Source organism: Xylophilus sp. GW821-FHT01B05, assembly GCA_038961845.1.
Lineage (GTDB): Bacteria > Pseudomonadota > Gammaproteobacteria > Burkholderiales > Burkholderiaceae_C > Xylophilus.
This window is the reverse complement of sequence record CP152408.1, coordinates 31,783-55,968: the sequence shown is the minus strand read 5'-3', so window position 1 is coordinate 55,968 and position 24,186 is coordinate 31,783. Positions and strand designations below refer to the sequence as shown.

Below are 24,186 nucleotides of genomic sequence, written 5' to 3'. Positions count from 1 at the left end.
TCCGGCGCCGCCATGGCACAGGTCACCCCAGTCCTGCCCGGCACGCCGCCGGTGCCCGACGCGCGCAACCTCTACAGCACCGCCGGCGCCAAGCTGCTGAGCCCGGCCGTGGCCGGCGCGCTGCCGCGCATCTACGTGCCCAACCTGCGCTCGGACGACGTCTACGTGATCGACCCGGCCACGCGCAAGGTTGTGGATAAGTTCAAGGTCGGCCGCTCGCCGCAGCACATCGTGCCGTCCTGGGATTTGAAGACGCTCTGGGTCACCAACAACGCCGAGGGCAAGAAGGACGGCAGCCTGACGCCGATCGACCCGCTCACCGGCAAGCCCGGCACCCCGGTGCCGGTGGACGACCCCTACAACATGTACTTCACGCCCGACGGCAAGCACGCCATCGTCGTCGCCGAGGCCTTGAAGCGCCTGGACTTCCGCGACCCGCACAGCATGGCGCTGCAGTTCTCGCTCAGCACGCCCAACTGCGCCGGCATCAACCACGCCGACTTCGCCATCGACGGCCGCTACGCCATCTTCACCTGCGAATTCGGTGGCCACCTGGTCAAGATCGACATGGTCGATCACAAGGTGCTGGGCTACATCAAGCTCTCGGCCGGCGGCATGCCGCAAGACATCCGCGTCTCGCCCGACGGCAGCCGCTTCTACGTCGCCGACATGATGGCCGACGGCATCTTCGAGATCGACGGCGACGCCTTCAAGGAAGTCGGCTTCATCCCCACCGGCCCCGGCACGCATGGCCTCTACCCCAGCCGCGACGGCAGCAAGCTCTACGTGGCCAACCGTGGCTCGCACCAGGTGCACGGCAAGCGCGGCGGGCCGGGCAGCATCTCGGTGTTCGACTTCGCCACGCGCAAGGTCGTCGCCAACTGGCCGATCCCCGGCGGCGGCAGCCCGGACATGGGCAACGTCAGCGCCGACGGCACGCGCCTGTGGCTATCCGGCCGCTTCGACGACGTGGTCTACGACATCGACACGCGCAGCGGCCAGATCACCAAGATCCCCGTCGGCGCCGAGCCACACGGGCTTACCGTCTGGCCGCAGCCGGGGCGGTATTCGTTGGGGCATACCGGCAATATGCGGTAGTCGCTGCTGTTCTACGCGGTTTCGCGCTCAGGCCGTTCGCCCTGAGCTGTTCTTTTCGGATGAGCGCCGCTTGATAACTTGGTATCAGCGTGCCTTCTGCGCCTTCATGAAGCGCGCAAAGGCCGCCAGCGTGGCCTCGCTCACGTGGTGCTCCATGCCCTCGGCATCGCGGCGCGCGGTGTCTTCGTCCACGCCCAGGGCCAGCAGAAAGTCCTCGACGATGCGGTGCCGCGCACGGCTGGCCGTGGCAATCGCCACGCCTTCTTCGGTCAAGAACACGCCGCGGTAGGGCCGCCGCACCACCAGGCCGGCCTCGCCCAGGCGGTCCAGCATCTTGGCCACCGTCGGCTGCGCCACGCCCAGGCGCGCCGCAATGTCCACCTGGCGCGCCTCGCCACCGTCGCGGATCAGGTCGTCGATCAGCTCGACATAGTCTTCCACCAGCTCCAGCCGGTGCGCCTCACGCACCTGCCGGAAGCCTTCGACATGTATATCGGCCTCCACCAGCCGGGGCGGTGCGGGCGGGGGGCTCTTCTTCTTTGTCACCATCATCGCGGGTGCTCCAATTTATAGCTTGGGCTATATTAGCGCCTCTCGATCGCCCGGACTTCGGGCAGGACCCATTCGATGAACCAAGTGCGCGACACCGCGCCGCCGCCCAGCCTGGGCGCAATGAACGGCAGCATCCCGGTGCCGGCCAACAGTGGCTGGCTGCGCCGCTTCCTGGCTTTTCTGGGGCCGGGCTATATGGTCTCGGTCGGCTACATGGACCCGGGCAACTGGGCCACCGACATCGCCGGCGGCTCCAAGTTTGGCTACATGCTGCTGTCGGTCATCCTGCTGTCCAACCTGATGGCCGTGGTGCTGCAGGCGCTGGCCGCGCGCCTGGGCATTGCCACCGGCCTGGACCTGGCCCAGGCCTGCCGCGCGCGCTATTCGCGCCCGGTCAACCTGGCGCTGTGGCTGGCCTGCGAGGCCGCCATCATCGCCTGCGACCTGGCCGAGGTGATTGGCACGGCCATCGCGCTCAACCTGCTGTTTGGCATTCCGCTGGTGATCGGCGCCATCATCACCGCGGTCGATGTGTTCCTGGTGCTGCTGCTGATGCGGCGCGGCTTTCGCGCACTGGAGGCCTTCATCATCGCCATGCTGCTGGTGATCTTCGGCTGCTTCGCCATCCAGATGCTGCTGGCCTCACCGCCCGTCCGCGAAGTGCTGGCCGGCTTCATCCCGCGCGCCGAGGTGGTGACCCATCCCGAGGCGCTGTACCTGGCGATCGGCATCATCGGCGCCACCGTGATGCCGCACAACCTCTACCTGCACTCCTCCGTGGTGCAGACCCGCGCCTACGAGCGCAACGAAGAAGGCCGGGCATCGGCCATTCGCTGGGCGGTGGCCGACAGCACCATTGCGCTGACGCTGGCGCTGTTCGTCAACGCCGCCATCCTGATCATGGCCGCCAGCGTGTTCCACCAGGCCGGGCGCACCGATGTGGAAGAGATCGAGCAAGCCTTCCACCTGCTCTCGCCCATGCTCGGCGTAGGCCTGGCCTCGACCCTGTTCGCGGTGGCGCTGCTGGCCTCGGGCGTCAACTCCACCGTCACCGCCACGCTGGCCGGCCAGATCGTGATGGAGGGCTTTCTGCGCATGCGCCTGCCCGACTGGGCGCGCCGCCTGATCACCCGCGGCATCGCCATCGTGCCGGTGGTGGTGGTCACCATGCTCTACGGCGAAAAAGGCACGGCCAAGCTGCTGGTGCTGAGCCAGGTGGTGCTGTCCATGCAACTGCCCTTTGCCGTGATCCCGCTGGTGCGCTTTGTCTCCGACCGCAAGCTGATGGGCAAGTTCATCACGCCGCGCTGGCTGAGCGCCATCGCCTGGGTCATTGCCACCGTGATCGTGGTGCTGAACTTGAAGCTGCTGTTCGACATCTTCACGGGCGCGTGATTTCCTCTGCGTCCACCGCCTCTGGCGCGCCGCTGCGTTTGCGGCCCGACAGCATGGCCGCCACCAGGTTCTCGCGGTGGCGCAGGCTGGTGAACAGCACGCCGGCGATATGCAGCGCCACCAGCACCAGCACGCCCCACGCCAGGCCACGGTGCAGCAGCTCCAGCCAGGCCATGCCCCAGAACATATCGGTGGTGTAGAGCCAGCCCGTCACGCTGGCCGCGGCCACGCAGCCCAGCAGGGCCAGCACCATCCAGCCGCCCAGCGGGTTGTGGCCCAGGTAGCGCGGCTCGGTGCCGCGCCAGACCTGCAGCGCATAGCGCCAGGTGGCGGCCGGCGCGCGCATGAATGATGTGAAGCGCGCACTGCGGCTGCCGCAAGCACCCCACAGCAGCCGCGCCGCAACCACCGCCAGCGCCGTATAGCCTGCGGCCTCGTGCCAGGGCAACTGCTCTTCGCCGATCAGCCAGGCAGCAGCAACCGAGGCCGCCAGACTCCAGTGCAGCAGGCGCACGGGCCGGTCCCAAACGCGCTGCATGCCCACGCTCACGAGGGCTGTTTTACTTCGCCGACCTTCTCGAAGGTCTTGGGGTGGAAGAACACCTCCACCCGCTCGCCCTTTTCATTGAAGCCGTAGACCTCGTAGCAGCCGTTGAAGTTCTTCACCTGCCGCACCTTCCAGCCTTCGCCGGTCAGCTTGCGCTGCAGCTCCATCTGCGGCCGCATCTCGTCCTTGGGCACAGGCTCGCACTTGACGGCGTTGTGGTCCACGTATTGGGCGGCAGCGCCGCCGCAGCCCAGGGCGGCCAGCAGGCCGGCCATGCAAAGCAGGGATTTCTTCATGAAAAGTCTCTCAAAACGAATGGGCGATCTTGCTCAAAAGGCCGCGGAGCAGGCCAAGCCAAAACATCCGCGGAACTGGCTTTGCCAGGCCGCTGGATGTGCCCCCTTGAGGGGATTGGCGCAGCGACACGAAGTGCGCGCAGCCTGGGGGTGGTCTAAACGTCCAGCCACATGCGTAGCAGGTTGTGATAGGTGGAAGTGAGGCCAATCACGGAGGGGTCAGCCTCGCCCAGATGGGCCGCGCTGCGCAACCGGCGCAGATGATTGTCCATGTCGAACAGCAAGCGGCGCTGCTCGTCGCTGCGCACCATGCTCTGGATCCAGAAGTAGCTGGCCACGCGGTGGCCGCGCGTGACCGGCTCGACACGGTGCACGCTGGTGCCGGGGTACAGCACCAGGTCGCCTGCGGCCAGCTTCACGCGCTGCTCGCCAAAGGTGTCTTCCACCATCAGCTCGCCGCCGTCGTACTCGCTCGGCTCCGACAAGAACAGCGTGCACGAGATATCGGTACGCACGCGGCCCGCACCATTGCGCAGGTAGCGCACGGCGCTGTCCACGTGGTTGCCAAAGCTGTTGGCGGCGCCGCCATAGCGGTTGAACAGCGGCGGCGATATCTGCTTGGGCAGCGCCGCCGAGAAGAACAGCTGGTGCCGCTCCAGCCCGCGCAGCAGCAATTGCTGCACCGCCTGAGTGGCCTCGCAGGCCTCGGGCAACTGCTCGTTGTTCTTGGCCTCGGCCGACTGGCTGCCCGCGGTGATGCGGCCATCGCCCCAGGGGGCAGTGGCCAGGATCTCGCGGGCGCGGGCCACTTCGGCCGGCGTCAGGACTTCACGTATGTGCAGCAGCATGGTGCGGAATTATCCGGTGCATAGCTCGCATCGCATCAAACACAACAGCACCAAAGGCCGCGGAGCAGGCCATGCGCAGACATCCGCGGAACCGGCTTTGCCGGGCCGCTGGATGTGCCCCCTGCAAGGGGGTTGGCGAAGACGCGAAGCGCGAAGCCTGGGGGTGTTTTTCAGAACCGGATGCCGACCGTAGCAAGCACCTGGCGCTTCGGGCCCAGGATGGTGAAGCCCGGGTAGAGCTGGTCGCCATAGGCCTTGTTGCGCAGGTTGTTGACGTTGATCTGGGCGAACACGTCGGGCGTGAACTTGTACTCGACCAGGGCGTCGGCCACCATGTAGCCGGGCACGCGGGCCGTGGCCGATGCCGCGCCGGTGGTGCCGGACAGCGGGCGGTTCTCCGTGGCGCCGTGCGCACCCAGGCCCACGCGCAGCTTGGCCGTGGCCTGGTAGGTCACCCAGAGCGCGCCCGACTGCTTGGGCGTCAGGCCCACGCGCTGGCCCACCGAGGCCTGGGCTGCGGCGGCGCTGCCGGCCTGGTCGATCTTGGCCACCGGCACCCAGGTGTAGGAGCCATAGATTTCCCACTGCGGCGTCAGGCGGCCCACCACGTCCAGCTCCAGGCCGGCGGTATGGCGCTTGCCCGACAGGGTGTAGGCGTCGCCGGCGAAGTCGGCATCGGTGGTGCGCTCGTTGTACTTCTCGGTGCGGAAGATCGCGCCGCGGGTGGACAGCTTGCCGTCCAGCCAGTCGAGCTTGGCGCCCAGTTCGATGTTGCGGCTCTTCTCCGGCGGCGTGTTGGCGTTCTGCGGCGTCACGTACTGGTAGGTGTCGGCCGAGGTGTTGAACGAGGTGCCGTAGGAGACGTGGTAGGACTGCGTTGGCGAGGGCTGGAACAGCACGCCGCCACGGTAGCTCCACGGCGAATTCGACAAATGCGTACGCGTGATCGTGCTGGGCGTGTTCTGCACGCCGGTGGCATAGGCCAACTGCTCGAAGTCACCCTTGAAGCTGTCGTAGCGCACACCGCCCAACAGCTTCCAGGCCGGCGCCACCTGCACCAGGTCCTGCGCATACAGGCCAAAGGCCTTGGCCGAGTAGTTGCTGGAGTTGCGCCACTGCGGCGACAGGCCGCTGCCGACCAGGCCGGCGCCGTCGTCGGGCGTCCCCACCTGGGTGTTGGGCCGGGTGCCCAGCGTCGAGCCGTTGTTCTGGAAGCGATTGGCCCGCTCGTCGGCGGCATCCACGCCGGCCAACAGTTCATGGCGCAGGCCCAGCGCATTGAAGGCCTGGCTGTAGTCGCTCTGGAAATAGGTCGCCTTGTAGCGGTCCTTGCGCGGCGTCAGGCCGGCACGGGTCAGGACGGTCGCGCTATTGAACACGGTGGTGCCCGCCGCGGCCCCCACGGCGGTGCTCCACTGCGAGCGCTCGAACACGCCGCTGCGCAATTGCGTGCGCAGCTCACCGCCATTGCCAAAGAGATGCTTCCAGGCGCCAAACACGTAGTTGGCCTCGCCGTTGACGAAGTCGGCGCTGGTGCCATAGAAGTCGCCCGGCTTGACCGGTGCCAGGCTGCCATTGAAGTAGCGCACGGCCGACATCGGCACGTTGTTGTTGTTCAGGTGGAACAGGCCAACGGTGAACTCGTCGCCCGTCCCCAGACCCCAGCTGTAGCTGGGCGCGATACCGTTCTTGTCGATCTTGGCGCCGCCGTTGTCGGCCTTGTTGTACATGGCGTTGATGCGCAGCGCCGAGGTCTCGCCGGTACGGATGTTGAAGTCGGCCGTGGTGCGGAAGTAGCCGCCCGTGCCCACCGTGCCCACCACGTCGGTCTGGTCGGCCAGCTCCGGCTTCTTGCTGACCTGGTTGACCACGCCGCCGGTGGAGCCACGGCCGAACAGCATCGAGGCCGAGCCGCGCATCACTTCCACGCGGTCGAGGTTGAAGGTGTCGCGGTCGTACTGCGACGGGTCGCGCATGCCGTCGATCATCAAATCGCCGGTGGAGGCGATCGGGAAGCCGCGCAGGCGGATGTCCTGATCCGTACCGTTCTCGGTGGCGGCGAAGGTGATGCCGGCGGTGTAGTGCAGGGCTTCGCGCAGGGTGTCGAGCTTGACGTCGTCGATCAGCTTTTCGGTGATGACGGTGATCGACTGCGGAATGTCGCGGATGTCCTGGTTGCCCTTGCCGATGGTGGTCTTCTTGGTCTGCAGCGCGTCCTTGCCCTGCACTGCCGTCTCGGCCTTCTCGGTCACGGTCACGGGCTTGAGCGACTGTTCGGCCGGCGCGGTCTGCGCCCAGCTGCCGACGGAGGCCGCCAGCATCAGCGCCCCAAGCGGGAACATCGCCTGCTCGGCTGGGGAACTGGTTTTGGCCGCGTCACGGCGCGAAGATGGCGGGAGATGGCGTGTGGAACGGACCAAGATGGGCCTCTTGTGGAAGTAGTGAAACGAATAGGGCTCGCGCAATTGCGCGAGCCCTCGCCTCACCGCAACCACGTCGCGGCCGATTCTAGATACAGATAAGAACGACTATTAGTCGCAATCACACATTTTCATGACAAAAGGGCGACTTGGCCGCCCAACTGTCGGCATCACGCCACAACAGCGCCTGGCAAGGCCGCCAGCTGTCCTTCCTGCACCTCGCCGCCCAGCGCCTCCAGCAGGTCGGGGATCAGCTTTTGCAGCTCGCCGGTGGCAATGGCCGCATCGGTATCGAAGCCGTCCTCCTTCTTGCCCGAAGTGCCGTCGAACACGCCTTCCAGGAACGTGATCTTCTTGATCTGCATGCCCTCGGTCAGCAAAAAGGACACGCGCTCGTCCCAGGTCATGGCCAGCTTGGTCGGCAGCTTGCCCTGGGTGATGTGCTCGCGCACCTCCTCGATGTCCAGCGGGTGGCGGGCATAGCGCACCACGGCCTTGGATTCGTCGCTGGCCTTCAGCTCGCATTCGCGGTCCACGCTGAAGCCGGCGGGCGGCTCCTGGCTCACCAGCCATTCGGACATGGACGCGACCGAGGTCACATTGGTATTGACCGGCGACACGACAAAGCCCGGCATGGCCTCGACCAGCGCCGTCACCAGCTCATCCGCCCGGCCTTGGCTGGAGGCGCCCAGCACCAGCATGCGGGCGTCCGGGTCTATCCACACCGTGGTTGCGCCCTGTTTGGTGAAGGCCATGGGCAGCAATTGCAGCAGCACGTCTTCCTTCAGCTCCTTGCTTTCCTTCTTGCCGGGCTTGCGGCCGGTTTCCTTCTCGATCTGGGCGATGCGCTCTTGCAGCTTGCGCCGCACCACCGAGCCGGGCACCGCCTTGGCCTCGACCATGTGCTTCAGGATCCACTGGCCGGCGACGGACTCGGCCAGCGGGCCGTGCGCCTCGCCGCGCGGCTCGATCCAGCCGGCCGAGCGCTCCTGCGACGCGCCGCAGGGCTCGAAACGGGCCTTGCCCAGGTTCTCTTCCAGTTGCTCCAGCGAGCCCGTCCAGCCGGGCGCGATGCGGTACACGATCACGTTCTTGAACACTTGCAGTCTTTCCTGATGGCCGGCCCGTGCGGGCCGCGAAGGCCTATTGTCGGCGCGCCGCGCGGCCACCTGGTTTATGGGGCTTGTCCTACACGTGCGCGTCTGCAGCGGGTATGACACTGGCCGCGGCCACGGCTGGTCATGAAGATTTACAAGAGACACATCACTGCCCCACGCCGCGCTTACAAGGCACTTCGATACTGGGGCGCAACCTGATGCCATTTGGCACCCGGGGTTTCTCAGAAAGGAAGCTCTCATGCGATTCATTCCTCGACACCTCCTCATTGCCAGCGTGCTGGCATCGTCCGGCTTTGCCGCTTTTGCGCAAACGCCTCCACCACCCGCCGACGGCGCAGCGCCACCGCCCGCCGAAGCCCGCCACCACGGCCCGCGCGGCGAGCGGCCTGACCGGGCCGGCATGCAGCGGCGCATGGACGCGCACTTCGCCCAGCTCAAGCAGCGCCTGCAGCTCAGCGCTGACCAGCAAGGCGCCTGGGACACTTTCACCAGCGCAGTGCGTCCCGGCCCGGACGGCCCCGGCGGCCATGCACGCCTGGGTTTCGACCGCGGCGAATTCGCCAAGCTGACCACGCCCGAGCGCATCGACCGCATGCGCGCCCTGCGCCTGCAGCGCCAGGCCGAGATGGATCGCCGCGAGGACGCCATCAAGACCTTCTACGCCACCCTGACACCGGCGCAGCAAAAGACCTTCGACAGCCAGCCCATGCACCACATGGGCCCGGACGGCCATCCGGGGCCACGCGGCGAGCACGGCCACAAGGGCGGCCCGCGCAAGGGCCCGCCGCCGGCCGCGACCGACGCTGCGCCGCAGCCCAAGTCGTAAGGGCGACGCACCCGCCGGTGCCGTGAGACACCAAGGGCCCGCTGCTGCGGGCCCTTTTTGTTGCGGCTCCCGGAAATAGGGCACAACACAGCGCCGCGCGCTTGCGGCCCGCCAGACACCAGCACGCAGCACCATGGCATTCGGGGCACGCCTCGCACGCCCGGGACTTTCTCTCTACACTGCAAGCCCACCTTCTACAGACTCCTTCCCACCCGCTCGACCATGCCTACCGCGCGCTTCCACGTCTTTGCCGCTGCCGCAGCAGCGACGGTCCTGCTCACTGCAGCCCTGCCCGCACAGGCCGACCCCACCGCCAAGTCGGGGGTCTACCTGCAGTACGAACGCACCCCCAGCGACACCAAGGTGGCCACGGTGGGCATTACCGCCCCGATCCAGTGGAGCAGCACGCTCTGGGGCACCAAGGTCGGCGCCTACTGGGATCTGTACTACAGCCGCCTGGCCATCGACAGCATCTCCGAGCACATGAGCCTGATCGGCCTGGTGCCCTCGTTCCGGCTGCGTCTCAACCAGGGGGCTTCGCCCTGGTTTGCCGATGCCGGCGTAGGCCTGACCTACGTCGACGGCCTCTATCACACCGACCGCAAAGAGTTCAGCACCCGCTTCAACTTCGCCTCGCACCTGGGCGTGGGCTACAGCTTCGGCACGAACTTCCAGCACGAGGTGCAACTGCGCGTGCAGCACATCTCCAATGCCGCCATCAGGCGGCCGAACCCGGGCGAAAACTTCGTGCAGCTGCGCTACGGCTACACCTTCTGACGCCGGTTGCCACTCGGACGGCTTGCCGTCCTACAGTGGCCGCAGCAGCGCCACTTGGAGAATGCCAGGCCGGGGTGCACGCCCTCTCCTGATCCGTACTCCCGCATGACTGCTGCCACGCCCCTGCCCACCGACCCGCCTGTGACCGTGCGCGTGCTCACCGTCAATATCCACAAGGGCTTCACCTCCTTCAACCGGCGCTTCATGCTGCACGACCTGCGCGACGCAGTGCGCAGCGTGTCGGCCGACGTGGTGTTTTTGCAAGAGGTGCTGGGCACGCACGCCAAGCACCCGAACCGCATCGCCAACTTCCCGCCAGCGCCGCACTACGAGTTCCTGGCCGACAGCATCTGGTCGCAGTTCGCCTATGGCCGCAACGCGGTCTATGACAACGGCCACCACGGCAACGCGCTGCTGTCGAAGTTTCCGATCGTCCACCACCAGAACCACGACGTCTCCATCAGCGGCCCCGAGCGCCGCGGCATGCTGCACTGCGTGCTGCGCCTGCCCGGCCGCGCCACCAACCTGCATGCGATCTGCGTGCACCTGGGCCTGCAAGAGCACCACCGGCGCAAGCAGTTGCACCTGATGTGCGAGCTGATCCGCAAAGACATCCCGGCCAACGCGCCGCTGGTGGTGGCGGGCGACTTCAACGACTGGCGCAGCCGCGCCCACGAGATCCTGCGCAAGGGCGCCGGCCTGCGCGAAGTCTTCGTGCAGGCCGAGGGCCGCGCCGCGCGCACCTTCCCGGCCAAGATGCCGGTGCTGCCGCTGGACCGCATCTATGTGCGCAACGCCGTGGTCCATGCCCCCTTCGTACTGCCGCGCCGGCCCTGGTCGCACCTGTCGGACCACGCACCGCTGGCGGCCGAACTCTCGCTATGAACCCAGGCCGGCGCGCACGCTGGACCGATGGCAACCAGCTGCGCCTGCTGGAGAACGGCGAGGCCTTCTTCCCGCGCGTGTTCGAGTGCATCGCCGCGGCCCGGCACGAGGTGGTGCTGGAGACCTTCATCCTGTTCGAAGACAAGGTCGGCCTGGCGCTGCGCGACGCGCTGGTGCAGGCCGCGCACAACGGCGCCCGGGTGCACGTCATGATCGACGGCTATGGCTCGCCCGACCTGTCTGATGCCTTCCTGCATTCGCTCAGCTCCCAGGGCGTGCGGCTGCGCGTGTTCGACCCGGCACCGCGCATCTTCGGCCAGCGCCTGAACCTGCTGCGCCGCATGCACCGCAAGCTGGTGGTGGTGGATGGCAAGCGCGCCTTTGTCGGCGGCATCAATTACTCGGCTGACCACCTGGCCGACTTCGGCCCCGAGGCCAAACAAGACTACGCGGTCGAGGTCAATGGCCCGGTGGTCGCCCACATCCACCGCTTCGTGCTGCATGCCGTCGGCGCGGCGCGGCCACACAGACCGCAGGCCGCCGCCCCGTTGCAGCCAGAGCTGCCGCCCGCAGGCGCCGCGCAGGCCTTGTTCGCCACCCGCGACAACCATCGCCACACCACCGACATCGAGCGCCACTACCGCGCCGCCATGCGCACCGCGCGCGAGCGCGTCGTCATCGCCAACGCCTACTTCTTTCCCGGCTACCGCCTGATCCAGGACATGCGCCGCGCCGCGCGCCGCGGCGTGGACGTGCGCCTGATCCTGCAGGGCAAGCCCGACATGCCCATTGTCAAAACCGCGGCCAGCATGCTCTACCACCACCTGCTGCATGCGGGCGTGCGCATCTACGAGTACACCGACCGGCCGCTGCACGGCAAGGTCGCGCTGGCCGACCGTGAATGGGCCACCGTCGGCTCCAGCAACCTCGACCCGCTGAGCCTGTCGCTCAACCTCGAAGCCAACGTCGTCATCCGCGACCGCGCCTTCAACGAACAGCTGCACGCGCGGCTGGATCACCTGATGCAGCACAGCTGCAAGCGCATAGAAACCCAAGACCTGGGCACCGAATGGAGCGGCTGGCGCCTGGTGCGCAGCTTCTTCGTGTTCCACATCCTGCGCTGGTACCCGTCCTGGGCCGGCTGGCTGCCGCGCTCGTCCCAACGGGCCCAGCCCGTGCACTGGTCCGACACCGGCAGCGCGCCCGAGGGCAGCGGCCCGACGCGCACCGATGCCGCCTGAGGCGATGCCGCTCTGGCAGCGCCTGCGCCGCCACGCGCACTGGCGCTGGGCCGCGCGCATCGCCAGCCTGGCCTTGCTGCTGCTGATCGCGGCGCTGTTGTACCGCCAAGGCCGCAACATGGACTGGCCCGGCGTCTGGCGTGCCGTGCGCGCACTGCCGCCGCCCGTGCTGCTGGCCGCCGCCGGCCTGGCGCTGGCCAGCCACCTGCTCTACGGCTGCTTCGACCTGATCGGCCGCCACTACAACCGCCTGCCGATCCGCGCGGCCACCACCGTCGGCATCACCCTGGTCAGCTACCCGTTCACGCTCAACCTGGGCTCCCTGATCGGCGGCGTGGCGGTGCGCCTGCGCCTGTACTCACGCCAGGGCCTGGCGCCGCTGCAGATCGGCCAGATCGCAGCCACCAGCGTGCTCAGCAACTGGATCGGCTACTTCCCGCTGGCCGGCGCCGCCCTGTGGCTTTGGCCGCCCAAGTTATCCACAGACTGGCTGCCCGTCACCCCGCCCTGGCACGCCATCGCCCTGCTGCTGGCCGCCGTGCCGCTGGCCTACTGGCTGCTCTGCGCCTGGCGCCACGGCCGGCCGCTGGCATGGCATGGCCACCGCTTTGTGCTGCCCGGGCCCTGGTTCGCGCCGCTGCAGGTGGCGGCGTCCGCCATCAACTGGGCGCTGATGTCTGGCGCGGTGTGGATGCTGCTGCAACAGCAGGCGCCCTATGCGGCCGTGCTGTCGACCATGCTGTTTGGCGCAGTGGCCGGCCTGGTGTCGCGGGTGCCGGCCGGCCTGGGCGTGCTGGAGGCCGTGGCCGTGGCGCTGCTGGCGGGCCTCGCGCCGACAGAGCAGGTGCTGGCCGCTGTGCTGGCCTACCGGGCGCTGTACTACTTCGGGCCGCTGCTGCTCGCGGTACTGGGCTTTGGGCTGGTGGAGTGGCGCGCGCGGCGGCGCACATCCACTATTAAATAGATAGCTATAAGCCCAGGCTGCACCTGGGCTTAAGGCATATTCAGCTCATAAAAACTTATCCACAGGCACGGCTCCGCGGTCGCCCTGTTGTTACATATTAGCTATTGTTTTTATAGCTACAAGCCCTTGTTCTATAAGGGCTTTCTTACTTTCTCCAAGAAGAAAATTTTTCGCGCCCTGCCGGCCACTGAAAACCCTGGGGATAGTTCCGGCACAAGCACGCAGTTATCCACAGCGCCGCGGCGCTCTGGAAAGTTGTTATCTGTTCGGTCTGCGCGCACCAGGCCCGCGTCCACATGCTTGTCGCCGCCGCAAGTCCTTGATCTGGCGCTGGAAAAGTGACTTATCCACAGAAGAGGCGCTCGCCTATTACTACTACTATTTAGAAATAGCACTGATAGAGAAGAACTGGCGAAAGCCGCGAGCCTGTTCCGGCCACGCTTGTGTGCCAGGCCCGTGTGCAGAGCAAAAGTGGTTTCGCCGCGGCCACCGCCGCGCAAGTCGGCGCTTCAAAATCGATGGAACCGGCCCTTGCTGCCGGCAGTAGCGGTTTTGAAGACTTTGGGCCGCCACGCGGCGGCGGCCAAAACCGGCTGGCGCGTGCGCTCGCCGCAAATCAGACGCGCCAAAGTCGCTGGAACTGCCTCCAGCGGGCCACTGCAGCCGCTTTGAAGGCCCTGGAGCGCCGCCTCAGCCGCGCGGCAAGGCTGGGCAGCCCGCGCCGCGGCCAGCGCACTGGCGCGTCAAAGTCGCTGAAGCCGCAATGCACTGCAGGCCACGGTGCGTCCAGCGGTTTTGAAGCGCCTGTTTTGTTCCGGCAGAAGGGGGCCGGGCCATCTTTTGGCCATGCGCGCGGCAGCCGTCCGCAGCACACAACGCGTGGCTGCGCACTTGTAGCTATTGTTTTAATAGCTATTAGCCGGCGTCCAGCAAGGGTTTCAGCTACTTTTCTTCAAAATTTCATCGCATTGCCGTGCGGCGGAATTTTGATAACTCTGTGGATAGTTCTGGCACAACTCGCAGCTTATCCACAGGCGCGGCGCGGTCTGCGGAGTTGTTCGCAATGCGCTCTGAAAGGACCAGCCCGGCGTCCACATGCTTGTCGGCGCCGCAAGTCCTTGACGCGGCATGGGGAAAAAGGACTTATCCACAGAAGAGGGCGTCCCTTACTACTACTACTAATTTGAAATAGAAGTTATAGACATGAACTGGTAGAAGTCGCGCGCTCTGCCAGCCCGCGCGAAGCGCGGGGAAAAATAAAAAAACCCCGCCAAAGGCGGGGTCCATGGGTGAGAAAGCAGCTCCGAATCAGTCAGCTTCGATATGCGCGGCTTTGACGACTGCGGTCCAGTTGGCGGTTTCGCGCTCTACCAGCGCATTGAGCTGCTGCGGGTTCAGATAGTCGGCCACGGCGCCTTGCTCTTGCGCTTTTTTCTGGAAAGCCGGGTCGGCCACCACCTTGGCGATCTCGGCGGACAACTTATCCACAATCGGCTTGGGCGTCTTGGCCGGTGCGAACACGCCAAACCACGAGGTCGCGTCGAGCTTGGGCAGGCCGGCTTCGGCCGTGGTCGGCACATCGGGCAGGCTGGGCAAACGCGCTTTTCCGGTGGTGGCCAACACCCGCAGGCGGCCCGACTGGATGTGCGGGATGAAGGGCGGCGCCGTGCCAAAGGTGATGTCGACCTGGCCGCCGAGCAAATCCTGCAGCGCCGGGCCGGTGCCCTTGTACGGAACGTGCGTCATCTGGATGCCGGCCTGTTGTTCCAACATGGCGCCCGTTGCATGCTGCAGCGAGCCATTGCCTGAAGACGCGTAATTGACCTTGCCCGGATTGGCTTTTGCAAAGGCGATGAACTCGGCCATGGTCTTGTACGGCAGGTCGGCGCGCACCACCACGATCTGCGGCGCCGACAGCACATTGGCCACCGGCTGCAGCTCTTCCGGCTTCCATTGCAAGGGCTGTTTGCTGACCAGCGGCGTGATCACGTGGTAGCCCGAGTACTGCATCAACAGCGTGTAGCCATCGGGTTCCGCGCGCTTGACCGCGACCGCCGCGATGCCGCCGTTGGCGCCGCCGCGGTTATCCACAACCACGGTCTGCCCCAGCGCCGTGCCCAGCGGCACACCAAGCATGCGCGCGGAAATATCGGTGGTGCCGCCAGCAGCGGTGGGCACCAGCAACAGCACCGGTTTGTTCGGATAGTGGCCGGTCTGCGCGTGTGCAGAAAAACCCAGGCTGGCAAAGGTGGCCAGTGCCAGCACATGGCGGCGGGTGATGTTCATGAAAAGTCTCCTGTCGTTGTGGATAAAACTGCGACCGTTCGGGCTGGGTCCTTCGACAAGCTCAGGACGAACGGTTCTCTCTTTGGACATCAATGCACGGCATCGCGCGCCAGCGCGCGTTCGCGCAGCGCGGCAAAGTCCGCCGGCGGCGCATGCAGTGCCAGGCGCGGGCCGGCCTTGGCGATCTGGCTCGGGATGTCATGGCCGATCAGCGCGGGCAGGCGCGCGGCGGCCGCCAGCAACTGCGGCAGATCGCAGCCTGTGGAAAAGTCCATCAGCTGCAGCGCGTGCACGATTTCTTCGGTGCAGACATTGCCGCTGGCGCCCGGCGCATACGGGCAGCCGCCGAGTCCGCCCAACGATGCGTCGAAGCGGTCAGCACCCGCGTCGATCGCGGCCAACACATTGGCCAGGCCCATGCCGCGCGTGTTGTGGAAGTGCAGGGTCAGCTCGGCTGCGGGAAAGCGTTGGCGAAAAGCGCGGGTCAGCGCGGCGACCTGTGTCGGGTAGGCCATGCCGGTGGTGTCGCACAAGGTGATTCCCCTTACCGTGCCCTCGCCATCCTGTTCCAGAAAACGCCCAGCCCAATCCAGCACCACGGCCGCATCGACATCGCCTTCCATCGGGCAACCGAAAGCGCAAGACAGCGACACGTTCACCGCGATGCGCGACTGCTGCGCCAGCGCCACCACCTGCGTCAGCGCGGCAAAAGACTGGGCGCGCGTCATGCGCAGGTTGGCAATGTTGTGGGTTTCGCTGGCCGACATCACCAGGTTGAATTCATCAGCGCGCGCATCCACCGCGCGCTCGGCGCCGCGCAGGTTGGGCACCAAACAGGTGTAGACCACGCCGGGCACACGGCGGATTTCGCGCAGCACGATTTCCGCATCGCGCAGCGCGGGAATCGCCTGCGGCGAGGTGAAAGAGGTGACCTCGATCTTGGCCAGCCCGGCAGCCGACAGCGCATCGACCAGCGCAATCTTGTCGGCCGTGGGCACAAAGGCCGATTCCATTTGCAGCCCATCGCGCGGGCCGACCTCTTGCAGGTAGATACGGCGTGCGGCGCCACTCCAAATTTCGCTCATGCAACGACCCCCTTTTCACGCAACAACTGAATCTGCCCCGCGCTCAAACCCGCTTCGCGCAACACCGCATCGGTGTCATCGCCCAGGTGCGGCGCAGAAGAACGCACGCTGCCCGGCGTGGCCGACAGCTTGGGCACGATGCCCGGCACGTCCAGCACATGGCCGTCGCGCGTGGTCTGTTGCAGCACCATGTCGCGGGCGCGGTAGTGCGGGTCGCTGTGGATATCTTTGGCGGTGTAGACCTTGCCGGCCGGCACGCGCGCGGCGCCCAGGATCTCCATCACATCGGCAATGGAGCGCGCAGCAGTCCAGGCGCCGATGGCCGCATCGATCTCGTCCACGCGCGCCACGCGGCCGGCGTTGTCTTGCAGATCCGGCGCCGTGGCCAGATCAGTGCGGCCAATGCTTTCCATCAAGCGGCGAAAAATGCTGTCGCCATTGCCTGCGATCAGCACATAACCGTCGGCGCACTTGTAGGCGTTTGACGGCGCAATGCCCGGCAAGGCACTGCCCGCGGCTTCGCGCACCGCGCCAAAAGCGCTGTACTCGGGCAGCAAACTTTCCATGCAGTTGAACACCGCCTCGTGCAGCGCGACGTCTATCACCTGGCCTTCGCCGCCATGCACTTTGCGGTGGTACAGCGCCATCAATACGCCAATGGTTCCGTGCAGCGCGGCCAGCGTGTCGCCGATGGAAACGCCCACGCGCACCGGCACGCGGCCGGGCTCGGCGGTGAGGTGGCGCAAGCCGCCCATGGCCTCGCCGATCACACCGAAACCGGGCAGGTCACGGTAAGGCCCGGTCTGGCCGTAGCCGGAAATGCGCAACATCACCAGCCCGGGGTTGAGCGCATGCAGCGCGTCCCAGCCCAGGCCCCAGGCTTCGAGCGTGCCGGGCCGAAAGTTTTCCACAAGCACATCGGCTTCGGCGATCAGTTGGCGCGCGATGTCCTGGCCTTCGGCGCTGCGCAGGTCGAGTGCGATCGAGCGCTTGTTGCGCGACTGCACCTGCCACCAGACCGAGGTGCCGTCCTGCAACAGGCGCCAGTTGCGCAGCGGGTCACCGCTGCCCGGGGCTTCGATCTTGACCACGTCGGCGCCAAAGTCGCCCAAGGTTTTGCCGCAGAACGGGCCGGCGATGAGCTGGCCCATCTCGACCACGCGCAGGCCGGAGAGCGCGCCAACGGAAAGGGCGGCGGAAGTCATGCGTTTGTCTCTCTTCAGGGGAAAAACGCATCATGGCCAGCGCCGTGGCAACTGCAAAACGCTCAATGGCGAAGCCACCATCGCCAAACGCGATGGTGTAATCGCCCGCAGCATGCGGCTCGACCCGGTTTCCCTCAGGCTTTTTGTCGCGGTGATGGAAGAAGGCACCATCGCCAACGCCGCCGCGCGCGAGCATCTGGCCGCATCCGCCGTGAGCAAGCGCATCAGCGAGCTCGAAGCCGCGCTCAGCGCCGTGCTTTTCCAGCGCAGCAACAAAGGCACCGAGCCCACCGCCGCCGCTTTTGCCTTGCTGGGCCTGGCGCGCGGCGTGCTCAACGGGCTGGACGACATCGCCGCGCAAATGCAGGGCTACGCCGACGGCCTGCGCGGCCAGGTGCGGGTGGCGGCCAATATCTCGGCCATCACGCAGTTTCTGCCGGCGCAATTGCGCGGCTTCATGCAGCGCTACCCGCTGGTGCAGGTGCGCCTGCAGGAATGCATCAGCACCGTGATCGCGCGCCAGGTGGCAGACAACATGGCCGACATCGGCATCCTCAACGCCGGCCACTACGGCGAAGAACTCACCCAACTGCCCTACCGGCAAGACGAGCTGGTGCTGATCGTGCCGCGCGGCCACGCCCTGGCGCGCCGGCGCCGCAGCACGCTGCGCGAGGCGCTGGCCTACGACATCGTCGGCGTGCACCCGGGCAGCGCCATCAACAACCAGCTGATCCAGGCCTCCGCCGAAATCGGCCTGCCGCTGAAGTTGCGCATCCAGGTCACCAGCTACGACGCCCTGTGCCTGATGGTCGACGCCGGCCTGGGCATTGGCGTGCTGCCGCGCGGCAGCGCCGCGCTCTACCAGCCGGCGCTGGCGATCCAGGCCGTGGCGCTGGACGAGCCCTGGGCCCGGCGCGACCTGGTGATCTGCGTGCGTGCGCCGGGCAGCCTGTCGCCGGCCTGCCAGTTGCTGGTGGACCACCTGGGCCGCAATTCAGGCACCGTTTAGGGGCATTCTTGGCGGTTTTGCCTATTTTTTAGGCGCATGTGGATAACTTTGTGGATGGTTTTCGCGCAAAAGCGGGCTTGTCCACAGACCGGCGCCGCGCCCGAAAGTTGTTAGCGCCCAGCCAAAAAGCTCCGGGGTGCGGGACCACAGGGTTGAATAAATCACAACTGCTTGATTGCTAAGGGAAAAACCCGGTTATCCCCATTTTTTGGCGCCCTCTACTACTACTGCTATTTGTTTTAAGAAGAATTGAGAAAGAACAGCCGGCAAGACACCGGCGCCAGGGCCGCCTCGCCAAAACGCCGCGTTTACGCCACGTTTTGAAGGGGTAAACCCTTATGAATCAAGGGCTTGGGCTGTTTTATTTGCCAGATGGACAAACGGCCAACGCAGCCGCCGCCTGCTGCGCTATGGTGCGGATTCCCTGGTTTCAACGGCAAGCGCAGCACCCATGGGCCTGGACGACCGCGACTACCTGCACCAGCGCCGCGAACCGGCGCCGGCAGCGCTGCGCCCTCCGGCCGAGCCATCGGTTGGCGGCATCCTGGCCAGGATGGTGATCGGCGTGCTGGTGCTTGCGGGGCTCTACAAGGCCTCTGACTACCTCTGGGAGTGGCGGGGGCAGGCTGTGATTGCCGCGCCCGCCCTGGAGGCTCCCAGGGCCCCTGCCGGGCCTGTGCTGCCATCCACGGCCTTTGCCGAGCCATCTCCGAGCCCGCAGGCGCCGGCCAAAACCTTCAGCAAGTGCACGGCCGCCAACGGCCGCGTCAGCTATTCCGACGGCGCCTGCCCGCCCGGCAGCCGGCGCAGCCCGCTGCAACTGGTGCCGGAGCAAAACCTGGTGCGGGGCGAGCGGGCGCCCTCCGCGCTCCCGGTACTGCCACCGGTGCCAGCCACCCGGCGCGCCAGCCCGGCCGTGGCGGAAGCGCCCGACGCCACGGCGCAGCAGTGCCAGCGCCTGGCGCAGCGCGTCGTCCAGCTCGACGCCCAGGCCCGGCGCCCGCAAGACCCGCAGTACCAGGACTGGCTGCGCACCGAGCGCCAGGCCGCACGCGACCAGCAGTTCCGCCTGCAATGCTCCTGAGCGGGCCGGCGGGTTTCTGGCGCTGAAGAATTTTAAGAAAAAGTGCCTCTAGCCCAGGCTGCACCTGGGATATAAGCTATATAAAACATAGCAATAAGAGCGCACCGGCGCTGCGCCTTCAGAAGCGCATGCGCGCCGTCAGCCGCAGCGTGCGCGGCTCCATTGGGTGCACATGCCGGCCGCTGATGCCCTCGCTGCCGCAGGCGCCGGCCAGCGCCTCGCGCGCGGTGCACGAGGCATACAGGTACTCGATGTCATTGCCCTGCTTGCCCAGCAGGTTGAACAGGTCCAGGCCCAGCGTCAGTTGCCGGTTCACCGCGTAGCGCGTGCCCAGGTTCAGCAGCGTGCTGGGGCGTGAACGCACGCTGTTCTGCGTATCCAGCGCGCGCGGCCCCATGTGGCGCAGGCGCAGCGTGGCCAGCCACGGGCCTTGCTGCCAGACCGCGCCGGCGGCCAGCACGCGCTCGACCGCGTTGTCCACGTAGTTGCCTTCGCCCTCGGCCGGCGTGCCGACGAAGCGGGCGCGCGACCAGGCGGCGTCGGCCTCCAGGCGCCAGGCCGGGCTGGCCTGCCAGCGCAGCGTGGCCTCCAGCCCGCGCCGGCGGCTGGCGCGGCCGGGCTCGGTGCTGCCGGCGTCGCCCACGTAGACCAGCTCTGAATCCAGCCGCAGCTGCCACAGCGCGGCCGTGACGGTGAGTTTGTCGCTTGGCGCAAAGCGCCAGCCCAGCTCGCTGCCGCGGCCCTTCACCAGCGCCGGCACGCGCTGCGCCGCCAGCCCGGTCTGCGGGTCGGTGCTGATGGTGGCGCCGCGCACGTCATTGCTGTGAAAGCCGCTGCCGGCGTTCAGGTAGAACTCCTGTTGCGGCGTGAAGGTATAGGCCAGCCCGGCCTTGGGGCTGGCCAGCGCGTCGTGGCCGCTGCCGCTGTTGGCCGCGCCGTAGAGCGCTTCGCGGCCGCGCACGTCGTAGTGCAGCAGGTCGCCGCGCAGCCCGGCATAGCCGCGCCAGCGCTCGCTGAAGTTCACCAGTTGCTGCGCATGGACCGAGAACAGGTCTTGCGACACCTTGTCGTCGCGGATGGTGGACAGGCGCTCGCGCGCCTCGGTCGCGTACAGGCCGACCTGGGCAATGCGGTCGCCACGCCACTGCGCGCCAAAGCTCAGCACGCCGTCCAGGCCGGCGATGCGGGTGGGCATGCGGTGCAGCGCCTGCGCGCCGAACACGCGGCGGCGGTCGGTCTGCTCGAACTGGTCGCCATGCGCCGGGTCGTTCAAAAAATAGGTGAAGTCCGAGAACAGGTCGAAGCGGTAGTCGATGGCATAGGCGCTGATATCGGTCTGGCCGGCGGCATCGTGGCGGTACCACTGGCCAGACAGGCTCAGGCGGCGCGTGCGGCCGCCATCGCTCGGGTCGAGCGAGCCGAAGCGGCCGATCTCGCCGTCGTCCACCGCGCGCTCGGGCACCTGGTCGGTCGAAGTCCAGCGGCTTTGGTAGGCCATGGCCGTGAGGTGGAAGCCGCGCGCCTGCGAGCCCTGCGAATAGCGCAGCACGCCGTTGAACTTGCGCAGGCGCTCGGGCACGTCCCAGGGGCCGTTGTTGCCGGCCAGCTCCAGCGCGCCCAGCCAGGTGTGGTCGTCCTGCGTGCGCGAGCCGGCCAGCAGCGCGCGGCGGTAGCCGTGGCCGCCGAAAGTCAGCTCGGCAAACGGCGCCTGCAATGCGCTCAGGTAGTCCATGCTGGCGCTGCCGGCCAGCGAGAAATCGCCGCTGTCGGCAAAGTACGGCCCCTTGCGGTAGCGCACGCCCGAGACCAGCTCCGGGATCAGGAAGTTGAGGTCGGCAAAGCCCTGGCCATGCCCGTGCGTGGGCATGTTGACCGGCATGCCATCCACCGTCACCGCGAAGTCCGTGCCGTGGTCCAGGTTGAAGCCGCGCAGGAAGTACTGGTTGGCCTTGCCGTCGCCCGAATGCTGGGTGGCGACCACGCCCGGCACCGCCTCCACGATGTCGCCCGGCCGCTGCCGGGGCCGCGACTGGAACGAGGCCTGCTCGGCCGCGCCCTCGCTGGCGCTGTCGGCCGAGCCAATGGCCGCGTCGCGCGGGCCGCGCACCTGCACCTCGGGCAGATGGCTTTCCTGCGCCAGCGCCGGCGGCAGGCCGCACAGCAGCGCCGCGCAGGCCAGGTGCTGGCGCCGGGGCAGGGACAGAAGACGGTGGGTGAAAGTACGGTGCGCGCCAGCGGGCATGGAGTGGATCGTGGCTGAAACCAGGATTCTCTACAGCGCACCGCCTGGGTCCATACGCCTTTGGGCGCACGCCGCCATCCGGCCCGGGCGCCGATCGGTTGCAGAATGGCGCCCTTCGAGAAAAAGGCTCCCATGACCGACACCATCCAAACCCCGCCCCTGCCCGACCACCTGTCCATCGACCCGCGCAGCCCGCACCACGTCGCCGCCGTTTTTGAGCACGACATCGGCATCCGCTTCAACGACAAGGAGCGCATGGACGTCGAGGAATACTGCGTCAGCGAAGGCTGGATCAAGGTCCCCGCCGGCAAGACCCTGGACCGCAAGGGCAAGCCGCTGCTGATCAAGCTGAAGGGCAAGGTCGAGGCGTTTTATCGCTAGCACAGCAACCTGGAAGTAGAGGAAGACGCGCTTTCATGTTCCGATATCTCCAGGGTGCTGTCCTTGGCATCTGGGCGCTTGCCGATCACCTGCTTTGAAATACGCCCAGGTTTTCGGTCAACCATTCCGTCAACGAGCGCGGGGCCTTCCCGGTCAGTTCTTCGACTGTTGACGTCGTCTCAGCGATCGTCGACTGGCGGAACATCTGGTCGAGTCCCACCAAAAGATCGGCTACCAACGGAGAAAATCCGGCGCCAAGCAGGGACTCTCGTTGCTCGGCTGGCAAACGGTCGGCGTAGGCAACCGGATGCCCGAGCAGGCGGGCCAACTCGGCTGCCACCTGCTGCATGGTCCACGCGCGTGGACCAGACAGGTGGTAGGCACGTTGCGATTTCGGCTCGACCTCTTCGAGCAATGCGATGCGGGCTACGTCCGCAACATCGCGGGTATCGATGAAGTTCACCCGACCATTCCCCGCTGCGCCAGCCCACGAACCGGCAGCGATGTGTGGCCCCACGCGTTTGAGCACATCGTTGAACGTCGTTGGCCGCAGCGCCGTAGAGGCGATGGGCTGCTGCGCCAGGTGCGCCTCGATCTGCATGTGCCAGGCAAGGGGAAGAAGTCGGGTCGCGGGACCGAAGGCAGACAGCTTGACGATGTGGCGAACGCCTGCTGCAACGGCTGCATCGATCAATGCGATCTCGTTGGCGACCTGCTCCAGGGAGGTGCCATGCGCAATGAAAAGCCGGTCGACGCCGCGCAGCGCCCCCTCAAGCGTGTCGACGCGTTTGAAGTCAACTTTTAGCGTGGCAACCCCTTGCGGCAGTCGCGCTGCGCTGGATTGGCGCGTCAGCAGGACGAGGTCAATCGGATCGTCGGCGAGCAATGCCGTCAATGTCGCGCCAACGCGCCCGGTTGCGCCCGCGATGGCGATCCTGGGTTTCACATCGGAATTGGAGGGGTTGGGCATGTCAGCGTCCTTAGCAAGTATCATGGAACGATAGGTCCATGTATCTTGGAATGATGATTCCAAATTGTCAAAGGATTTTTCAGATGAGCGGAAAACCGCAATACGACGAAGGTGCCGTCATTGACGCAGCCGTGGATGCCTTCTGGCGTCACGGATACGCGGCTACAACGATCAACGTGTTGACAGAGGCGACGGGGCTATCGCGTTCAAGCCTCTACCAACGCTTCCAGGACAAGGATGGCCTGTTCGAGGTCGTGCTTGCAACTTATACGGAGCGGGTGATACGCCGGATCACGTCGTTCGAGGGCGGCAGTGCGCGTGGGCGGCTCGAGGCGCTGCTACGGGGGCTGCTTCCAGTGCGGCCCCGCCGGCCCCCGGGGTGCCTGCTCGCAAGAAGCTGTGCCGAGCTGATCGATCTGCCGCCGGCAGGACAGAAGGCGGCAATCTGGGGGATGGGCCAGCAGCACCGTTTGCTCGAAAGCCTGCTTCAGGAAGCCATTGCCGTGGGCGAACTACCCACTGGTGCAGATGCCGCCGCGCTGGCGTGGCACTTTCTTGGGGTGATGCAAGCGATCCTGAATTTTCCGCAGGCCGGTGCTAGCAGGAGCGAATTGGACCGGATGATCGCCGTTGCGATGTTGGCGTGGCCGGCGGGCGATGTTGCGCAAACCATCCAACAGCCGGCCCCCACCCCAGCCCTCCCCCAGCGGGGGAGGGAGTAATGCAAAGGCCGAGCGAAGCGATGGCCCGACTGGCAGTCCCGGGGTCCCCTCTGTGGCGTCGAGGAGCGGAGGAGGCGGCAGGTTGCCCGTAGCGCAGCGAAGGGACGGCGAGGACTGTTTGAGCGAAGCGAGTTCCGCAGCCGCCTGCCGACTTCGAGCACCGCAGAGCAGTCCGGCAAAGCCGGACCGCCACAGTGGGGTCGCCTTCTCTTTGGTGACTTTCTCTTGGCGACAC

General features: G+C 66.6%; 22 protein-coding genes. 11 read left to right on the top strand and 11 right to left on the bottom strand.

All coding sequences use genetic code 11. The features are described from left to right. Positions 1-12 precede the first annotated feature (12 nt). Positions 13-1,098 carry a YncE family protein gene (locus AAFF27_00260; GenBank protein ID XAH26345.1) on the top strand — a complete coding sequence of 362 codons (1,086 nt, stop codon included), beginning with the start codon at positions 13-15 and terminating at the stop codon, positions 1,096-1,098. A gap of 84 nt (positions 1,099-1,182) precedes the next feature. Here the strand turns inward: AAFF27_00260 and mntR are convergent, their stop codons facing one another. Further along, positions 1,183-1,650, bottom strand: a complete 468-nt coding sequence (gene mntR / locus AAFF27_00255) for a manganese-binding transcriptional regulator MntR (GenBank protein XAH23657.1) — start codon at positions 1,648-1,650, stop codon at positions 1,183-1,185. 75 nt (positions 1,651-1,725) lie between these two features. Here mntR and AAFF27_00250 point away from each other — a divergent pair, with 75 nt between their 5' ends. Next, entirely contained in the window at positions 1,726-3,045 is a 1,320-nt protein-coding gene (locus tag AAFF27_00250; GenBank protein XAH23656.1) for an Nramp family divalent metal transporter, read from the top strand. On the opposite strand, the gene AAFF27_00245 is transcribed toward AAFF27_00250, so the two are convergent. The 5 genes from AAFF27_00245 to AAFF27_00225 all read right to left on the bottom strand — a co-directional run bounded on the left by AAFF27_00245 (position 3,032) and on the right by AAFF27_00225 (position 8,256). After that, positions 3,032-3,583 carry a cytochrome b/b6 domain-containing protein gene (locus AAFF27_00245; GenBank protein ID XAH23655.1) on the bottom strand — a complete coding sequence of 184 codons (552 nt, stop codon included), beginning with the start codon at positions 3,581-3,583 and terminating at the stop codon, positions 3,032-3,034. The two genes, AAFF27_00250 and AAFF27_00245, sit on opposite strands and share 14 nt — an antisense overlap. An 8-nt stretch (positions 3,584-3,591) precedes the next feature. Next, positions 3,592-3,888 carry a PepSY domain-containing protein gene (locus AAFF27_00240; protein ID XAH23654.1) on the bottom strand — a complete coding sequence of 99 codons (297 nt, stop codon included), beginning with the start codon at positions 3,886-3,888 and terminating at the stop codon, positions 3,592-3,594. A 155-nt stretch (positions 3,889-4,043) separates the two neighbouring features. After that, a complete protein-coding gene (locus AAFF27_00235) occupies positions 4,044-4,736 on the bottom strand; it encodes a Fe2+-dependent dioxygenase (protein XAH23653.1) in 693 nt (230 codons plus the stop codon). Positions 4,737-4,906: 170 nt separating this feature from the next. Next, positions 4,907-7,156 carry a TonB-dependent siderophore receptor gene (locus tag AAFF27_00230; protein XAH23652.1) on the bottom strand — a complete coding sequence of 750 codons (2,250 nt, stop codon included), beginning with the start codon at positions 7,154-7,156 and terminating at the stop codon, positions 4,907-4,909. Between the two features lie 170 nt (positions 7,157-7,326). Continuing rightward, positions 7,327-8,256, bottom strand: coding sequence for a recombination-associated protein RdgC (locus tag AAFF27_00225; GenBank protein ID XAH23651.1), 930 nt, complete (start codon positions 8,254-8,256; stop codon positions 7,327-7,329). A gap of 256 nt (positions 8,257-8,512) precedes the next feature. On the opposite strand from AAFF27_00225, the gene AAFF27_00220 reads away from it, so the two are divergent. The 5 genes from AAFF27_00220 (at position 8,513) to AAFF27_00200 (ending at position 12,967) form a co-directional block, all read left to right on the top strand. Then, a complete protein-coding gene (locus tag AAFF27_00220) occupies positions 8,513-9,100 on the top strand; it encodes a Spy/CpxP family protein refolding chaperone (GenBank protein XAH23650.1) in 588 nt (195 codons plus the stop codon). A gap of 222 nt (positions 9,101-9,322) precedes the next feature. Then, entirely contained in the window at positions 9,323-9,877 is a 555-nt protein-coding gene (locus AAFF27_00215) for an acyloxyacyl hydrolase (protein ID XAH23649.1), read from the top strand. Between the two features lie 105 nt (positions 9,878-9,982). Next, positions 9,983-10,762 (top strand): endonuclease/exonuclease/phosphatase family protein, encoded by a 780-nt coding sequence (locus AAFF27_00210; protein ID XAH23648.1) that lies wholly within the window; start codon positions 9,983-9,985, stop codon positions 10,760-10,762. Continuing rightward, the gene (clsB, locus tag AAFF27_00205; protein ID XAH23647.1) at positions 10,759-12,003 is read left to right on the top strand and encodes a cardiolipin synthase ClsB; all 1,245 of its coding nucleotides are present in this window, start codon (positions 10,759-10,761) and stop codon (positions 12,001-12,003) included. Before AAFF27_00210 ends, clsB begins: the two co-directional genes overlap by 4 nt. Then, positions 11,993-12,967: a lysylphosphatidylglycerol synthase domain-containing protein gene (locus AAFF27_00200; protein ID XAH23646.1), complete on the top strand. Its 975-nt coding sequence runs from the start codon at positions 11,993-11,995 to the stop codon at positions 12,965-12,967. Before clsB ends, AAFF27_00200 begins: the two co-directional genes overlap by 11 nt. Before the next feature lie 1,308 nt (positions 12,968-14,275). On the opposite strand, the gene AAFF27_00195 is transcribed toward AAFF27_00200, so the two are convergent. The 3 genes from AAFF27_00195 to AAFF27_00185 all read right to left on the bottom strand — a co-directional run bounded on the left by AAFF27_00195 (position 14,276) and on the right by AAFF27_00185 (position 17,543). Next, positions 14,276-15,253: a tripartite tricarboxylate transporter substrate binding protein gene (locus tag AAFF27_00195; protein ID XAH23645.1), complete on the bottom strand. Its 978-nt coding sequence runs from the start codon at positions 15,251-15,253 to the stop codon at positions 14,276-14,278. 89 nt (positions 15,254-15,342) lie between these two features. Then, a complete protein-coding gene (locus AAFF27_00190) occupies positions 15,343-16,338 on the bottom strand; it encodes a hydroxymethylglutaryl-CoA lyase (GenBank protein ID XAH23644.1) in 996 nt (331 codons plus the stop codon). After that, positions 16,335-17,543, bottom strand: a complete 1,209-nt coding sequence (locus AAFF27_00185; protein XAH23643.1) for a CaiB/BaiF CoA-transferase family protein — start codon at positions 17,541-17,543, stop codon at positions 16,335-16,337. Before AAFF27_00185 ends, AAFF27_00190 begins: the two co-directional genes overlap by 4 nt. Before the next feature lie 112 nt (positions 17,544-17,655). Here AAFF27_00185 and AAFF27_00180 point away from each other — a divergent pair, with 112 nt between their 5' ends. Further along, entirely contained in the window at positions 17,656-18,552 is an 897-nt protein-coding gene (locus tag AAFF27_00180) for a LysR family transcriptional regulator (protein XAH26344.1), read from the top strand. Positions 18,553-19,003: 451 nt separating this feature from the next. After that, positions 19,004-19,636, top strand: a complete 633-nt coding sequence (locus AAFF27_00175; GenBank protein ID XAH23642.1) for a hypothetical protein — start codon at positions 19,004-19,006, stop codon at positions 19,634-19,636. Between the two features lie 118 nt (positions 19,637-19,754). Here the strand turns inward: AAFF27_00175 and AAFF27_00170 are convergent, their stop codons facing one another. Then, positions 19,755-21,878 carry a TonB-dependent receptor gene (locus AAFF27_00170; protein ID XAH23641.1) on the bottom strand — a complete coding sequence of 708 codons (2,124 nt, stop codon included), beginning with the start codon at positions 21,876-21,878 and terminating at the stop codon, positions 19,755-19,757. A 132-nt stretch (positions 21,879-22,010) separates the two neighbouring features. Here AAFF27_00170 and AAFF27_00165 point away from each other — a divergent pair, with 132 nt between their 5' ends. Further along, a complete protein-coding gene (locus AAFF27_00165; GenBank protein XAH23640.1) occupies positions 22,011-22,259 on the top strand; it encodes a DUF3297 family protein in 249 nt (82 codons plus the stop codon). A gap of 85 nt (positions 22,260-22,344) precedes the next feature. Here the strand turns inward: AAFF27_00165 and AAFF27_00160 are convergent, their stop codons facing one another. Then, the gene (locus AAFF27_00160; GenBank protein XAH23639.1) at positions 22,345-23,229 is read right to left on the bottom strand and encodes an NmrA family NAD(P)-binding protein; all 885 of its coding nucleotides are present in this window, start codon (positions 23,227-23,229) and stop codon (positions 22,345-22,347) included. 38 nt (positions 23,230-23,267) lie between these two features. On the opposite strand from AAFF27_00160, the gene AAFF27_00155 reads away from it, so the two are divergent. Next, positions 23,268-23,951 (top strand): TetR/AcrR family transcriptional regulator, encoded by a 684-nt coding sequence (locus AAFF27_00155; GenBank protein XAH23638.1) that lies wholly within the window; start codon positions 23,268-23,270, stop codon positions 23,949-23,951. The last annotated feature ends 235 nt before the right edge of the window (positions 23,952-24,186 follow it).